The sequence below is a fragment of the Tardiphaga sp. 709 genome, from assembly GCF_032401055.1.
Taxonomy (GTDB): Bacteria; Pseudomonadota; Alphaproteobacteria; order Rhizobiales; family Xanthobacteraceae; genus Tardiphaga.
The window spans coordinates 152,825-168,024 of record NZ_CP135529.1; the positions used below are offsets into that span (position 1 = coordinate 152,825).

At 60.4% G+C, this 15,200-nt stretch carries 16 protein-coding genes; 7 read left to right on the forward strand and 9 right to left on the reverse strand.

The features are described 5' to 3' along the window. Position 1: 1 nt before the first annotated feature. Entirely contained in the window at positions 2-385 is a 384-nt protein-coding gene (locus tag RSO67_RS00755; RefSeq protein WP_315841929.1) for an Mth938-like domain-containing protein, read from the forward strand. Next, positions 382-1,227: a phytoene/squalene synthase family protein gene (locus RSO67_RS00760; RefSeq protein ID WP_315841930.1), complete on the forward strand. Its 846-nt coding sequence runs from the start codon at positions 382-384 to the stop codon at positions 1,225-1,227. Before RSO67_RS00755 ends, RSO67_RS00760 begins: the two co-directional genes overlap by 4 nt. Here RSO67_RS00760 and RSO67_RS00765 read toward each other — a convergent pair. From RSO67_RS00765 to RSO67_RS00775, 3 genes are all read right to left on the reverse strand, one after another. Beyond that, positions 1,219-2,322: a serine/threonine protein kinase gene (locus tag RSO67_RS00765; RefSeq protein WP_315841931.1), complete on the reverse strand. Its 1,104-nt coding sequence runs from the start codon at positions 2,320-2,322 to the stop codon at positions 1,219-1,221. The genes RSO67_RS00760 and RSO67_RS00765 overlap by 9 nt on opposite strands. Positions 2,323-2,352: 30 nt before the next feature. Further along, positions 2,353-3,786 (reverse strand): methylenetetrahydrofolate--tRNA-(uracil(54)-C(5))-methyltransferase (FADH(2)-oxidizing) TrmFO, encoded by a 1,434-nt coding sequence (gene trmFO, locus RSO67_RS00770; protein ID WP_315841932.1) that lies wholly within the window; start codon positions 3,784-3,786, stop codon positions 2,353-2,355. Positions 3,787-3,986: 200 nt separating this feature from the next. Then, entirely contained in the window at positions 3,987-4,139 is a 153-nt protein-coding gene (locus tag RSO67_RS00775) for a DUF1127 domain-containing protein (RefSeq protein WP_081421766.1), read from the reverse strand. A gap of 744 nt (positions 4,140-4,883) precedes the next feature. On the opposite strand from RSO67_RS00775, the gene RSO67_RS00780 reads away from it, so the two are divergent. Beyond that, positions 4,884-5,144 (forward strand): hypothetical protein, encoded by a 261-nt coding sequence (locus RSO67_RS00780; protein WP_315841933.1) that lies wholly within the window; start codon positions 4,884-4,886, stop codon positions 5,142-5,144. 65 nt (positions 5,145-5,209) lie between these two features. On the opposite strand, the gene RSO67_RS00785 is transcribed toward RSO67_RS00780, so the two are convergent. Next, positions 5,210-6,022 (reverse strand): lytic murein transglycosylase, encoded by an 813-nt coding sequence (locus RSO67_RS00785; RefSeq protein WP_315841934.1) that lies wholly within the window; start codon positions 6,020-6,022, stop codon positions 5,210-5,212. Between the two features lie 546 nt (positions 6,023-6,568). Between RSO67_RS00785 and RSO67_RS00790 the strand changes: the two genes are divergently transcribed. Both RSO67_RS00790 and RSO67_RS00795 read left to right on the forward strand, forming a co-directional pair. Continuing rightward, positions 6,569-6,943 (forward strand): DUF3597 domain-containing protein, encoded by a 375-nt coding sequence (locus RSO67_RS00790; RefSeq protein WP_089264465.1) that lies wholly within the window; start codon positions 6,569-6,571, stop codon positions 6,941-6,943. Between the two features lie 119 nt (positions 6,944-7,062). After that, positions 7,063-7,854, forward strand: a complete 792-nt coding sequence (locus RSO67_RS00795; RefSeq protein WP_315841935.1) for a fumarylacetoacetate hydrolase family protein — start codon at positions 7,063-7,065, stop codon at positions 7,852-7,854. 847 nt (positions 7,855-8,701) lie between these two features. On the opposite strand, the gene RSO67_RS00800 is transcribed toward RSO67_RS00795, so the two are convergent. Next, entirely contained in the window at positions 8,702-8,974 is a 273-nt protein-coding gene (locus tag RSO67_RS00800; RefSeq protein ID WP_315841936.1) for a GNAT family N-acetyltransferase, read from the reverse strand. Beyond that, complete coding sequence (locus RSO67_RS00805; RefSeq protein WP_120289883.1) at positions 8,971-9,255, reverse strand: GNAT family N-acetyltransferase; 285 nt, start codon at positions 9,253-9,255, stop codon at positions 8,971-8,973. The genes RSO67_RS00800 and RSO67_RS00805 overlap by 4 nt, the downstream gene beginning before the upstream one ends. 281 nt (positions 9,256-9,536) lie before the next feature. Here RSO67_RS00805 and RSO67_RS00810 point away from each other — a divergent pair, with 281 nt between their 5' ends. Next, entirely contained in the window at positions 9,537-9,941 is a 405-nt protein-coding gene (locus tag RSO67_RS00810; RefSeq protein ID WP_315841937.1) for an SPW repeat protein, read from the forward strand. A 67-nt stretch (positions 9,942-10,008) separates the two neighbouring features. Here RSO67_RS00810 and RSO67_RS00815 read toward each other — a convergent pair whose 3' ends face one another. Further along, the gene (locus RSO67_RS00815) at positions 10,009-10,644 is read right to left on the reverse strand and encodes an HAD-IA family hydrolase (protein WP_315841938.1); all 636 of its coding nucleotides are present in this window, start codon (positions 10,642-10,644) and stop codon (positions 10,009-10,011) included. A gap of 222 nt (positions 10,645-10,866) precedes the next feature. Here RSO67_RS00815 and RSO67_RS00820 point away from each other — a divergent pair, with 222 nt between their 5' ends. Beyond that, on the forward strand, positions 10,867-11,007 hold the full coding sequence (locus RSO67_RS00820; RefSeq protein WP_165826921.1) for a hypothetical protein: 141 nt from the start codon (positions 10,867-10,869) through the stop codon (positions 11,005-11,007). A 101-nt stretch (positions 11,008-11,108) separates the two neighbouring features. On the opposite strand, the gene RSO67_RS00825 is transcribed toward RSO67_RS00820, so the two are convergent. Further along, positions 11,109-12,089: a DUF2971 domain-containing protein gene (locus RSO67_RS00825; RefSeq protein WP_315841939.1), complete on the reverse strand. Its 981-nt coding sequence runs from the start codon at positions 12,087-12,089 to the stop codon at positions 11,109-11,111. Between the two features lie 51 nt (positions 12,090-12,140). Next, positions 12,141-15,128 (reverse strand): excinuclease ABC subunit UvrA, encoded by a 2,988-nt coding sequence (uvrA, locus tag RSO67_RS00830; RefSeq protein WP_315841940.1) that lies wholly within the window; start codon positions 15,126-15,128, stop codon positions 12,141-12,143. Between the last annotated feature and the right edge of the window lie 72 nt (positions 15,129-15,200).

Consider the following 15,200-nt stretch of genomic DNA (forward strand, 5'->3'; position numbering starts at 1 on the left):
GATGCCGGTCGATCCCGAAGCGCCGCACCTTCCGCGCTCGGCCGCCATCGAAGCCTACGGCAAGGGTGGCTTCCACTTCGACACCATGTCGCATCAGGGCTCGCTGCTGTGCCTGCCCGATGCGGTGTGGGCGTGGTCGGTCACCAAGGCCAGTGACATTGACCGCCATTCGCTGCGGCGCGTGTTCGAAGGCGCGGCAGGCATCGACACGCTGATCATCGGCACCGGCAACGAGGTCTGGATCGTCCCGAACGATCTTCGCAGTGCCTTGCGCAATCTGCATGTGGTGATCGACGCGATGCAAACCGGTCCTGCGATCCGCACCTATAACGTCATGATGGGCGAGCGCCGCCGCGTTGCCGCTGCATTGATCGCGGTGCCATGAGTGGTGCTGATCAGAGCTCCGCGGCTTTCTGCGCGGAGCTGGTGCGCAGCCACGACTTTGACCGCTACGCGGCGACCTTGTTCGTGCCTGCCGACAAGCGCCGTTCGCTGCTGGCGCTCTATGCGTTCAATACGGAAATTACCCGCGTCCGCGAGCTCGTGAAACAACCGTTGCCCGGCGAGATCCGGCTGCAATGGTGGACCGACATGCTGGCCGGCGCAGGTCATGGCGATGTCGAACAGAACCCCGTTGCTGCCGAATTACTGTTAGCGATCCGCGCGCACAATCTGTCCGTCGACAGGCTGTCCAAGCTGATCGATGTGCACATTTTCGATCTCTACAACGACCCGATGCCGGATCTCGCGCTGCTGGAGAGCCACTTTCGCGATACGCTCGGGACACTGTTGTTCTCATCGGCAAAGATTCTCGGCGACGGGTCTGAGGCCAGCGCTCATGTCGCCGAGCATGCCGGGCTGGCCCAAGGCGTCGCGCGGATCATTACGCGTCTGCCCTATGACACGATGCGGCGGCAGTTGTTCATTCCGCAGGACATGCTGCTGCAGAACGGCAGCAGCGCCGATCAGATGTTTGCCGGCAAGATGACGCCCGGTATCCGCGCAACGCTGGATCGGCTGATATCAGGTGCGCAGGAACAACTCGCGACAGCGCAGGGAATGCTTGCGGATGTAGCACCGGCTGCGCGCGCAGCGTTCCTGCCGATGGCACTGGTGAAATACGATCTGGCGCAGATGGCCCGAGTGGATCACGATCCGTTCGAGCTCAATGTCAGACCGCGGTTGCGGACGCTGTGGACACTGTGGCGCGCGTCGCGCTCAGTGTGACGTCAGCTTCTGGTCTGTCGTCTCGAAGTTGAAACGGTCGCGCAGGTTCTTCCGCGACTCCAGAATGCCCTTCAGGAACGCGCGGTCGGCGTCGCTGGTCATCAGCGGCTCCAGCAGATCGACCTGGTTCATCGCCACCAGTTGCAGCACCTCGGTGCGAATGCGGCCGGAGGCGTCACGGGGCAGGGCTGTGACGACCTGCAGATGCTCAGGCGGCTTCGTCCCCTTTGCGGCAGCCAGTTCACCCTGCAGCTTTGTTTCCAGCGCGACGTCATCAGCCTCCACGAAAGCATAGAGCCCGACGCCGGTACGGCGATCGGCGAACGCCACGATCGACGCGTCGCGCACTGCCGGGTTCTGCTTGATGATCTCCAGCAGCGGCGGCGCATCGTTGACCAGACGCTTGCCGCCGCCTTCGCGGTCGGTGAAATTGAAGATGCCGCGTGTGATGGCGCGATAGACCTTCTTGCCGGTCATCAGCCAGATCCGTGCCGGCAGCGACTTCTTCGACAGGATCGCCTTTTCCTTCGGCGTCAGCAGCTCCGGCGCGTAAGTGCGCTTGTGCTTCAGGAGGTGACGCAGATCTTCATAGGCGGCGATGCGAAACAACTGGCTGCGAGACTTGAAGCAGACCGCGAGCTGGAAGTCGGTGACGTAAGCGAGGCCATCGCTGCCGCGCAGCCAGTTCTGCTCCTTGGCGAGATCGTTGTGGCACACGCCCATGCGATGCAGCTTGCGTAGCGCCAGCTTCGCGGATTTGAAATAGCGCGCATCGTGATGCGGCTTGGCGAGATGCAGTGCGACACCGTCGATGAAGCCACGCACCAGCGCGCGGTCGCCAGCCCAGAGCAATTCAGGTCCGACGCGCAGATCACGCGCCAGCGTCAGTGCGCGACGTTCCCGCGTGAACAGATGCAGCGCCAGTAGATAGGACCACCACGGCACCTGGTCGAGCCGACGCAGCACCGCATCGACTTCGCCCGATGACGTGCGATAGCGGCCGCGCTCGATGGTCGAGAACACGTCGCGTTTCAGCAACACGCCTTCGGTCCAGGTCTTGGACAGCGCAGTGGCGTCCTGTGGCGGCAAACTCATCGCACAATCCTGAAATTCAAATCGCCAGCATCATGCCGCGGCCGCAACGGGCAGGCTGGCGGCGATCCAGTCATCCATATCGGCCAGCGCCCGGGCGCTCATCGCCTGCTTCTTGGCAACGGTCTTCTCATTGCCGCGCAGCCGCGAGCCGTCGGGCTTTTTGGTCGGCGCCAGAGCCAGCGGCGGGAACAGGCCGAAATTGATGTTCATCGGCTGGAACGAGCGCGGGCCTGCGTCGACGGTTTCGATATGGCCGCCGGTGATGTGGCCGAGCAGCGATCCCAGCGCTGTGGTGACGGGCGGCGGCGCCAGCGACTGGCGCTTGGCATCGGCCGCCGCATAGAGGCCGGCGATCAGGCCGACGCTAGCGGACTCCACGTAGCCTTCGCAGCCGGTCATCTGGCCGGCGAAGCGCAGGCGCGGTTGCGCCTTTAGGCGGAGCTGTTCGTCGAGAAGCTTCGGCGAGTTCAGGAAGGTGTTGCGATGCAGGCCGCCGAGCCGTGCGAATTCGGCATTCTGCAGGCCGGGGATCATGCGCAGCGCCTGCTGCTGCGGGCCGTATTTCAACTTCGTCTGGAAACCGACGATGTTGTAGAGTGTGCCGAGCTTGTTGTCCTGGCGCAGCTGTACGATGGCGTAGGGCTTCACGAGGGGATCGCGTGGGTTGGTGAGGCCGACGGGCTTCATTGGGCCGTGACGCAGCGTCTCGCGGCCGCGCTCGGCCATCACCTCAATGGGCAGGCAGCCGTCGAAATAGGGCGTGTTGGTTTCCCACTCCTTGAAGTCGGTCTTCTCGCCGGCCAGCAGCGCATCGATGAAGGCGTCATACTGCTCGTGGGTCATCGGGCAGTTGATGTAATCGGCGCCGGTGCCGCCGGGGCCGACCTTGTCGTAGCGCGACTGGAACCAGGCGATCTCCATGTCGATGGAGTCTTTGTGCACGATCGGTGCGATGGCATCGAAGAAGGCCAGCGCGTTCTCGTCGGTCAGCCCACGGATGCCGTCCGCGAGCGCTGCGGAGGTCAATGGTCCCGTCGCAACGATGACGTTGCGCCAGTCGGCAGGCGGCAGCCCGGCGACTTCGGCGCGGTCGATAGTGATGAGAGGGTGGTCGTTGAGCGCCTTGGTCACGGCATCGGAGAAGCCGTCGCGGTCGACGGCCAGCGCGCCACCGGCGGGGACCTGGTTGGCGTCGGCGCAGCGCATGATCAGCGAGCCCAGCTTGCGCATCTCGGCGTGCAGCAGGCCGACAGCGTTGTTGAGCGCGTCGTCGGAACGGAAGGAATTGGAGCAGACCAGTTCGGCGAGGCCATCGGTGCGATGGGCGTCGGTCATCTGGTGCGGCCGCATCTCGTGCAAGATCACGGGAATGCCGACATTGGCGACTTGCCAGGCGGCTTCCGAGCCGGCGAGGCCCGCGCCGATCACATGGACGCAGTCGTCTGGGTTTGGGGCTGTTGTCATGGCCCCGCATGTAGCGCGTTTCGGCGCGAAGTGGAATTCGCTTCGCGGAAATTCTGCCGGTTAGCCAAAGCTTTGAAGACGCTTTGGTTCGAACGCGTGTGGCACTGAAGATCGTGTCTTCAGGGAACCACGATTGCGCCCGCGCGAGGCGGACGCAATCCGTGAAACGTCAGGCAGGACAGATAGAACGTCCTGACGGATCAACCGTTATAGGCGCCAGAAGCAACGCGCGGAATGTCCGAACGGTCGAGACCGATGTCGGAAAGCTCGCGATCGCTGAGCTGGGAGAGTTCGGCAACGTTGCGCTGATAGTCGCGGAACGCCTGGATCATGCGGATGAATGAAAGCAGCATTTGAGTTCTCCTTCGTTAAGCGATTCATCTCTTGCGAGGTGCTTCGCTATTGAAGTGAATATAGATGACGATATCGCAGTGCAGCAGTGGAGATGTTGCGATGCAGCTACTCAAGGATCGCATAGCTCGCGCAAGGAATGATTAACCTCTTGGCGCCGGCAGGTGATTTTGCAGGCACGGTGCGTATTGAGGCACCTTTGGCGATGGTTATAGCTGTTAATTAGTCAGTTAAATCATGCGTTTGGATCTGTTCCAAAGCTCAGCCGAATGCCAGAGATCGAACCGGCGCAATGAAGCCTTTCTGGCGTCAATCAGGCAGCGTGCTCGGCGGTTCCTTGTAAGTTCCCGTCCGGCTTCGCTATGCGCGATTCGCATACGAGCATTAAGAATGAACAGAAAGTCATCCTTACGCGAGGCTTGCGGGGCGACTTTTCTCTAAACTGCATGCGTGAAGGCAAATACATATGCAACTGAGGTCCTAAGCGAAGCGCGGTTGCTGTTGGCCTCCGGAGACACATCAAAAGGCCGATGCTGCGACGTCAGTGAAATCGCGCGAATTACATTTGTGTAAGTTTGTTGCTCTCGATTTCTGAAGCGCCAGAAAGCTGAGTGTTTTTGGTGGCGATCACAACCGGCTCACATTCAATTCACTGCGGCTGTTATTTCCAGGATCGCAGCTGGACGTATCAATTCCTTCTACAGAATCCGGCAATGGCGTCGGTTCTGTTGCGAAGGACAAACAAGATGATCACAAGATTACTGGGAGCGGCCGCCATGGCTGCTGTTGTGTTCGCTACGGTGCCGGCTTCGGCTGCACGTATGGAAGGCTGCAGCGGCAGCAACCTGCTGAAAACCGAAACCGCCGTCGAAGCGATGCCGGACGGTGATGCGAAGTGGGTTGCGTTCAAGGAAATGACGGATGCCCAGACCGCGTTGCTCGACAACAAGATGGGCGTGTGTGCGGTCCATCTGACCAAGGCCATGCATGTCGGCATGACGAAGTAAGAGATCACGGGAGGGGCCGCTTGCTGAGGAGCGGACGGCCCTTCCATCCATCATCCCATGCGCGTCTATGGTTCTTTGGCGAGCTGACTGGCGAAAGTGGCGATGGTCCTCGAATAGACCTCGCTCTTGTTCCACTGCTGAATGACCGCGAAGTTCGCAGTGCCGGGCGCAAAATCCTGATCGCGTTTCCAGCCATAGCTGGCGAGGTAGTTTGCCGTTGAGGCCAGCACGTCGGGCGCGCTGCGCAGCAGGTCACGATGGCCATTGCCGTCGAAGTCGACAGCGAATTTCAGGTAGGACGATGGCATGAATTGCGTCTGGCCGATTTCGCCGGCCCAGGCGCCATGCATCTCTGCAGGCGCGAGGTCGCCGCGGTCGACAATGCGCAGGGCATCGAGCAATTCACCGCGAAACATCTCGGCACGGCGACAATCATAGGCGAGCGACGCGATGGCGCGGATGGTCGGGAATTTGCCGACGTTCACGCCATAGTCGGTCTCCAATCCCCAGATCGCCACCAACACTGGACCTGGCACGCCATATTGCTGTTCGATGCGTCCGAGCACCGAGCCGTAACGCTTCAGCATGTCGCTGCCGCGACGCAGCCTTGGCGGCACCATGCGTCCGGAGAATTCCTCAAAGCTTTGTTTGAAGACCTGCTGGCCGCGGTCGCGCGACAGCACGCTGTTGTCGAGGGTGACGCCGGTCAGTGCTGCATCGACGGTCTTCTGCGAAATGCCCTTACCGACGGCTTCCGTCTTGAAGGCGGCGAGCCAGCCATCGAAACTGCCTGTGCCGCAGGAGGGCGCTGCAAGGGCCGGCGCTAGTGGTGAGATCAGGACTGTACCAAGCAGGAACGTACAAAGCAGGGCGCGCATGGTCTCAAGGCTCTCATTCGATGATGAAATCGTGTGTCGCGAACGATAGTGCGCGATGAGCCTTCCGGTGAACCACGGCCAAAACAAGGCTTGCGCAGTGATATCAGAACAGCATGACGGCCTCTCGCGCAATTCTGCGAGAGGCCGTCATTGGGCGAGATCAGACTATCGGGTCCACGTTACTCGTCGCTGCGCCATTGAAGATGATGAGCTGCCAGCCTTGCGGCGTGGTCAGCACCTGGCGCCATGGCTCACGCTTCGGTGAAAATGTCGTCCGACATTCACAGCGCTGCAATGCAGCGGCCGGGCTTTCGCCTCAATTCAGTCGGACCTTGCTACCGACATCAAACGGTCTGTCGATGACTTAGCCAACTGGCTTGGACGGTGGGTTTGGGCAGTCGGCTTGGAACGACTCTTCCCCGCAGTCTATCGCGTCGCATTGGCAAGCGAGTGGTGGGCGGATACAAGTACGAACCGGCTGGTGCTGCCGGAACCAAACACGGCACGAATTCTTCAATCTGTCACGAAAGCTATTGGGAGCGACATATGAGCATTTTCGGAAAGATCATGGGCGCGATTTTTGGCACCAGCGCCAGTGCAGCATCCCCTGATGCCGCGCCGGCTGCCGGCGGTTCGGCTCCCGCAGGCGCTGCGCCGATGGACAGTGTTGACGTTGCTGCGATCCTCGACAAGGCCGTGGCGGCCAAGGGCGAAAAGCTGGAATGGAAGACCTCGATCGTCGACCTGATGAAGGCGCTCGACATCGACTCCAGCCTGTCGGCCCGCAAGGATCTTGCCAAGGAGCTCGGTTACACCGGCGACACCAGCGATTCCGCCAGCATGAACATCTGGCTGCACAAGCAGATGATGACCAAGCTCGCCGCCAATGGCGGCAAGCTGCCGGCCGACATCAAGCACTAAACTTTCCGTTTTGGGACGGAGCTGAAGGCCCGCGCTCGCGCGGGCCTTTTTGCTGTGGTATACCAGCACGCATAAATACAAGACCAGAAAACAAAGCAAAACATACGAGGAGAAACGCCATGGACCCCATCAACCGCAGAACGATTCTGACCACCGGTGCCGTTGCCCTGGCTGGCAGCGCATTGGCGGGCGAGGCCGCGCAGGCGCAGGCCGGTCCCAAGAGCATATTCTCGGTCGCGACGGTGACGATCCCCATCGTCGGCGAGACCGACGTGTTTCCGGTGCGCCGCATCTATTGTATCGGTCGCAACTACGCGGCGCATTCCCGCGAGATGGGATCGGACCCGACGCGCGAGCCGCCGTTCTTCTTCCAGAAGCCAACCGACGCGATCCAGAACGTCAAGATCGGCGAGGTCGCCGATCACCCGTATCCATCGCTCACCAAGAACTATCATTACGAGGTCGAACTCGTCGCCGCGCTCAAATCCGGCGGCACCAATATCCCCGTCGATAAGGCGCTCGACCACGTCTATGGCTATGCTGTTGGACTCGACATGACACGCCGCGATCTGCAGCGCGCCATGGGCGACGAGAAGAAACCATGGGAGATCGGCAAGAGTTTTGACCACGCCGCAGTCATCGGCCCGATCCATCCGGTCGCCAAGACCGGCCACATGACCAAGGGTCCGATCTCGCTCGCGGTCAATGGCACCGTGAAACAGACTTCCGATCTCGACAAGATGATCTGGAGCGTCGCCGAGCAGATATCGAAACTCTCGGACGCCTTCGAGCTGAAGGCCGGCGACATCATCTATTCCGGCACGCCGGAGAATGTCGGCCCGGTCGTGAAGGGCGACGTGCTGCTCTGCAAGATCCAGGGCTTGCCGGACATGTCGATCAAGGTCGTTTGAGAGCGATTGTTTCCGCGCAGGCGCTGTCGTCCGATGTGAATGTCAAACAGCCACGGTGCTTCAGACATGCGTCATCGCCCCCATTGTTTGCGGCGCGGGGGCGCCGTCGTCTGTTGCATTCCCACCCCCCTGTGAGAGGGCGTGCGGAACGCCGGGTGCCCGTTGCACCCTTGGGCCTGATGCGAATGCGGTCTTCCGCAATAGTGAATGCATCAGGACTTTCGGACGCGCCGAGCAAGTGTCCAGCGTTCCGCCTGCGGTGTTTTTTCGGTTGCTTGCGCGTTGCCATGGCGAACGATCCGATCACCAAAATTACAGTCCCAAGGCGAATGGGACAGGGTGCCTCAAGCGAGTAAGCCGGACGCGTTTTGACTTGGTCGTCCGTCACACTGTCCAGGGGTCTTTCCATCCGAAGGTCGGCCGTCTCCTTGCCAGTGGCAGTGCTGGCGCAGATCCGTCCTGCCCGAAGACAGACGTCACCCATGAACCGCGTGACGCCGCATCTCCGGCGTCCACCGCATCCTGCCCCGCGAACGTGACGATCGCGATCGCCCCTCTCGGTGGGGCAGGACGGAGGGGAATATGATCAAGAAGGGGATATTGTCAACGGTGAATAGGAAAATATGTTTGGGTGCTGTTTTGTCACCCCACACCCGTCATTCCCCGGCAAACCAATTGGTTTGCCTGAGGGCGCGGGCGCGCCTTCGCGCACGCGAACCCGGAATCTCGACATGTTTTGCGCTGAACACTTCGGGATTCCGGGTTCGCGCTCTGCCGGCTTCGCCGGCGACGCGCGCCCCGGAATGACGAGCCCGGACGCTCGGAATGACGGTGGCGGGATGACTGTCTAATTCACCAGATCCGCATAGTCCGGATGCTGGCGCAGATAATCCACCACGAAAGAACAACCTGCGACAACCTTCAGCCCATCCGCACGGATCAACGCCAGCGCGCCCTTCACCAGTTCCGAGGCGATGCCGCGGCCGCGCAGGGCAGGCGGCGTTTCGGTGTGCGTGATGATGACGCGATCGCCGGCCCGGCGATAATTCGCAAAGGCGACGGAGTCGCCGACATCCAGCTCGAAGCGATTGAGCGCCTTGTTATCGCGAACGCCGGTCATGCCGCGTCTTTCAGCAAATCCTGATAGTCCGCATGCTTCGCGATATATGCCGCGATGAAGGGGCACTGCGCCACGACCTTCAATCCCTGTGCGCGGACGGCATCGAGCGCGCCGCGGGCAAGCTGTGAGCCGATACCTCTGCCGCCCAATTCCTGCGGCACGACGGTGTGGACGAAGGTGATGGTATCGGACGTCCGGGTATATTCGGAAAAAGCGATATGGCCGTCGACGGCAAGTTCGAAACGGTGAAGCGAAGTATTGTTATAAACCGCGTTGCTCATTCTCATTCCATCCACAGGTGTCCGGGAGAAGGTAACAGTCATTTCCAAACGGGTGCAATGCAGCCGCCGCATGCTTCATCTGATAGGGGACCGTGTTGTCGCGCGGGGCTCTTTGCCGTCCTGCGCGCTGTGAAAAATGGCTTTGGCGTGGCCTTGCAAAGGCAAAGCGGGTTCCTACGTCAATTATGGACATACGCCCCGAAGCGGCCGGATCGGTCGTTTGACAGTTGGAGTGTCATGCCAACGGCCGCTGACGTATGCCTCTTTTGGAGGAGGTCACGATGTCAGACTCTCGGTTTCTCGGTACGCATCGCACGTGGGAAGACTGGTTTGGCATGGCGCTTGGCGTCCTGATTGCGCTGTCGCCCTGGTTTCCTACGCAGAACGGTCATCAATATGCCGGGGGGATCCCCAGCGCCATAATCATTAACACGGTGGCGGTCGGCGTCCTGGTATTTGGCCTTGCGCAGCTTGAGTATGTCGCGCTGCAACGCTGGGAGGAGGTGGCCGCGATCATTCTTGGTCTGTGGCTGATCGTCTCACCACTTTTCCTTGGTTATTCCGGCGACGGCATGCTCAGATTCATCCATACCTGCCTCGGCGGTCTCGTGGTGCTGCTGGCAGCACTACAGTTGTGGCAGGACTGGGATTTGAGTGATGGGGAAATGGCCCGGCACGGGCAGTGACAACAGGCGATCCGGCCCGCCGGTCTTGTCATGAGGCCGGCGGGTCTCGTTTGTCTGTCGCCGGCCGTTAGCGTCTTGGCACAGCCAGCGCCGCGATCACCTCGTCGATCCGGGAAAACACATAATTCGGCGCGCGCGCTTCCAGGGCCGCTCCGCTGGTATAGCCCCACGTCACCGCGCCGAAATCGATCCCGGCCTCGCGCGCAGCGTCGATATCGCGGATCTCGTCGCCGATGCTGATCGTGTCATCGACAGAGATGCCGGTGAGCTCAAGGATGCGCTGGAATTTGGCCGTCTTGCCGAACAGGCCGGCGCCGCAGGCGAAATAGGCGACGTGCTGATCGAGACCGCCGAGCACGGCACGGACGTTATCCTCGCTATCCGAACTGACGATGGCGATCGTTATGCCGCGCGCCTTCAATTCACAGAACATGCGATCGACGCCGGGAAACAGATTGATGCGATCGATCTGCTGCGCCTTGCGCTTGCGCATGTCGCGCGCGATCAGCGGGATCCGCCATTTGGCGACACCGAGTAGCCGGATCAGTTCGCCGGCACCGACGCTCCGCAGCTCATCGATGCGGTCGCGTTCGACGCGCTGAAACTTGTGCTTGTCGGCGACGGAATTGATGACGCTGAGGAACCACGAAAAGCTGTCGGACAGCGTGCCGTCCATATCGAAGATGGCGAGCTTATAGGGCATGGCTGGCGGGCGGGGAGGTGGCTGGGGTCCTGGCTGGGTGTTTGGCAATGTCGGTCACGGGCTGGTTCTCGTCTGAGTCGTGGCCGATATGCGACCCGTCTGAAGGATGATCCCATCAGACCCGCTTTTCAACCCACATCCGCGCGGCGAAACGATGCACGAGCTGCACGCAAGCGTGCTAAGCCCGTCATTCCCGTTTCATATCACGCGCAGGAGGCCTTGATGGCAGACGATAGACCGAACCAGAAAGGCCCCAACACCAAGAAGAAGCAGAAGTGCAAGAATTGCGAGGGCAAGGGCCTGCTGAAGAAGGGCGAGAAGGTGGTGAAGTGCCAGAGGTGTCACGGGACGGGGCTGAGGTGAGGGGGCGTAGAGCCCGCATGAGAGCTGCAATATGTGGGAGACTGCCGCGTTGAATAGTCCCGGATCTTGCTTCGCTCATCCGGACTACGCTTGCTAATTATCTATCCAACCCTAAATGGAATTTTAGATGATTCTAAGCGAACGCCGTCGTAGTTGAGTTGTTCTAGAAGAGTTCTTCCAGCCAAGAGCGAAACGTCAGTTGCTCGACCGGGGCCAGACCAAAGAACAGTGATAGGAATTTTATCTGGAAGAGGCTTGCCTAGCCGATGCTCTTGATCCGAAGATGATGTGGATTGAGGAGCGCCCAACTTTAATTCGACGTAAGGCACAAGACCGGTCAGCTTAGGTAAAAATCTCACGTCCCATTTCGATTGAAGAATATGTATCAGTCGCCACTCTTGTTCCTCAGCAAAGGACGGATTCTTCATAATCGGAGCTGCGGCTGTTGCTAGCCACAAAAGCGTATGAGCCCACCGCTTCCTATGGTCTTCTTCATCTTCGATATGGTTCGTTGCAATTTTCGGGTATTCGGCGAGCGCCCAGTCAAGAAATTCAGACACCCATTGGGCCTGCTCATTCGGATCGTAAATCGCAGGTGAGATGAAGAAGTATCCATCATTTGATCGAGCGTTCAACTGAGCCGCATCAAATCCGATACAAAACCCACCCTCGCCGCGACCATAGGCGCGCCATTGGTTCAAACTATTTTCGGCTGACGAGAAGCAAGTCACAAAGTATGGCGCAGAATTCTGTGGCAGTGTTAGCGCTACTGGCTCTTCGATCTCGTCAAGGAGTTTTATTTGCAGCACGCTAAGTGGGCGTGTTCTTGCTGCGCGAATACTATCGGTCAATAGCGAGATCGCATGCAGATACTCGCTTGCATCATTCATGAAGGCGATGTGTGTTGCCCGCAACGAACCGCTTTCCACAATTCCCTTGAGTCCAGCAGCGTCTGTATAGTGATAGAAGGTTTTTGGCAGTGGCGTCTTTTGAAGAATGGCTTTAATTGATTTCCAGACTTTTTCCGAGATTGCGCTAGCCTCATCGGCAGCAACCGGTTGCTGCGGAAGAAAGTCAAACATTGAATTCTCCAAATATATGACGGCAATATTCAGCGGCGACTGCAGTCAATTCTACTCCGCCGCTTCGCTCGTCGCCTTCCGCTTCTTCGGCTTCCCAGCCTTCTCCAGCACCGGCTTCAAAAACTTGCCCGTGTAGCTGCGTGGTGCCTTGACGATATCTTCCGGCGGGCCCCAGGCGACGATTTCGCCGCCGCCGTCGCCGCCTTCGGGGCCGAGGTCGATGACCCAGTCGGCGGTCTTGATGACTTCAAGATTGTGCTCGATCACCACCACCGTATTGCCCTGTGCCACCAGCTCATGCAGCACTTCCAGCAGTTTGGCGACGTCGTGGAAGTGGAGTCCCGTGGTCGGCTCGTCGAGAATGTAGAGCGTGCGGCCGGTCGCGCGCTTGCTCAGCTCCTTGGCGAGCTTCACGCGCTGCGCTTCGCCGCCGGATAGCGTCGTCGCCTGCTGGCCGACATGGATGTAATCCAGTCCAACGCGATGCAGCGTCTTGAAGGTCTCGCGCACGCGCGGCACCGCCTTGAAGAAGTCGGCGGCTTCTTCCACGGTCATGTCGAGCACGTCGGCGATCGACTTGCCCTTGAACAGGACTTCGAGCGTCTCGCGGTTGTAGCGCTTGCCCTTGCAGGTGTCGCAGGTGACATAGACGTCGGGCAGGAAGTGCATCTCGATCTTGATGACGCCGTCGCCCTGGCAGGCCTCGCAGCGACCGCCCTTGACGTTGAACGAGAAGCGGCCGGCCTCATAGCCGCGCGCCTTGGATTCCGGCAGGCCGGCGAACCATTCGCGGATCGGCGTGAAGGCGCCGGTATAGGTCGCCGGATTGGAACGCGGCGTGCGGCCGATCGGCGACTGGTCGATCTCGATGATCTTGTCGATATGCTCCAGGCCTTCGATGCGGTCATGCGGTGCGGCGCCTTCGCTGGCGCCGTTGAGCTTGCGCGCGATGGCCTTGTAGAGCGTGTCGATCAGCAGCGTCGACTTGCCGCCGCCGGAGACGCCGGTCACTGCGGTGAACAGGCCGAGCGGGACTTCCGCCGAGACGTTCTTGAGATTGTTGCCACGCGCATTGATGACCTTGATGGTGCGGCGATGGTTCGGCGGTCGGCGCTCCGGCACCGGCACCGACATTTCGCCGGTGAGATATTTTCCGGTCAGCGACTTCGGATTCTTCATCACCTCCTGGGGCGTACCCTGGGCGACGATATTGCCGCCATGGGTGCCGGCGCCGGGGCCGACATCGACGACGTAGTCGGCCGCGATCACCGCGTCCTCGTCATGCTCGACCACGATCACGGTATTGCCGAGATCGCGCAGCCGCCGCAGCGTGTCGAGCAGCCGCGCATTGTCGCGCTGATGCAGGCCGATCGACGGCTCGTCGAGCACATAGAGCACGCCGGTGAGGCCCGAGCCGATCTGCGACGCCAGGCGAATGCGCTGGCTCTCGCCGCCGGACAGCGTGCCGGATGAGCGCGCCAGCGTGAGATAGTTGAGGCCGACATCGAGCAGGAAGGAGAGGCGCTCGCGGATTTCCTTGAGGATGCGGACGGCGATCTCGTTCTGCTGCTTGTTGAGCAGATCCGGCACGGTCTCGAACCAGTCGCCGGCCTTGCGCACCGACATTTCCGAGATGTTGCCGATATGCTTGCCGCCGATCTTCACACTGAGCGCTTCGGGCTTCAGTCGATAACCCTCGCAGGCATCGCAGGGCACGTCGGAAAAATACTTGCCGAGTTCTTCGCGCGCCCATTCGCTTTCGGTCTCGCGGAAGCGGCGGTCGATATTGGTGACGACGCCCTCGAACGGCTTCTTGGTGTCGTAGGAGCGCACGCCGTCTTCATAGGAGAACTTGATCTCGTCATCGCCGGAGCCGTGCAGGATGGCGTTCTGCGTCTTCTTCGGCAGGTCCTTCCACTTGGTGTCGAGGGTGAACTTGTAGAACTTGCCGAGCGCTGTCAGCGTCTGCACGTAATAGGGCGACGACGACTTCGCCCATGGCGCGATGGCGCCCTTGCGCAGCGTCAGTTCCTTGTCGGGAATGACGAGGTCCGCATCGATGGTCTGCTCGACACCAAGGCCGCCGCATTTCGGACAGGCACCATAGGGGTTGTTGAAGGAGAACAGACGCGGCTCGATTTCCGGAATGGTGAAACCGGACACCGGGCAGGCGAACTTCTCGGAAAACAAAATGCGTTCGGCGCCGGTCTTGTCGTGAATCTTCGCGACCTTCTTGTCGGTCTTCTTCGCGGGGATCTCTTCTGCAGGCGCTGCGGGCGCATCCGCATATTCAATGACCGCAAGACCTTCGGCGAGCTTCAGCGCCGTCTCGAAACTTTCCGCGAGGCGCTGGCCGATATCCGGACGCACCACGATGCGGTCGACGACGACGTCGATGTCATGCGGAAACTTCTTGTCGAGTACGGGCGCTTCGGCGAGTTCATGGAAGGTGCCGTCGATCTTGACGCGCTGAAAGCCCTTCTTGAGATATTCGGCCAGCTCCTTGCGGTACTCGCCCTTGCGGCCGCGCACCACCGGCGCCAGCAGATAGAGTCGCGTGCCTTCCGGCAGCGCCAGCACGCGGTCGACCATCATCGACACCGTCTGGCTTTCGATCGGCAGGCCGGTCGCCGGCGAATAGGGAATGCCGACGCGTGCCCACAGCAGGCGCATATAGTCGTAGATCTCGGTGACGGTGCCGACGGTCGAACGTGGGTTCTTCGACGTGGTCTTCTGCTCGATGGAGATGGCCGGCGACAACCCATCGATCTGGTCGACGTCCGGCTTCTGCATCATCTCGAGGAATTGCCGGGCGTAAGCCGACAGCGACTCCACATAGCGGCGCTGGCCCTCGGCATAGATCGTATCGAAGGCGAGTGACGATTTGCCGGAGCCGGACAGGCCGGTGAACACCACCAGCTTGTCGCGCGGGATGGTCAGATCGACATTCTTGAGATTGTGCTCGCGCGCGCCGCGGATGGTGATGCTGCGCATGTTCGCGGCGGCCTGCTGCCGCTTGGCCTTGATGATCTCGTCCATAACAGGCAATTCCCCAGCGCGCGAGGCGCGCTCATCCAGGCGCGCACCGCCGGCCGGGCCGGGATCAACGCC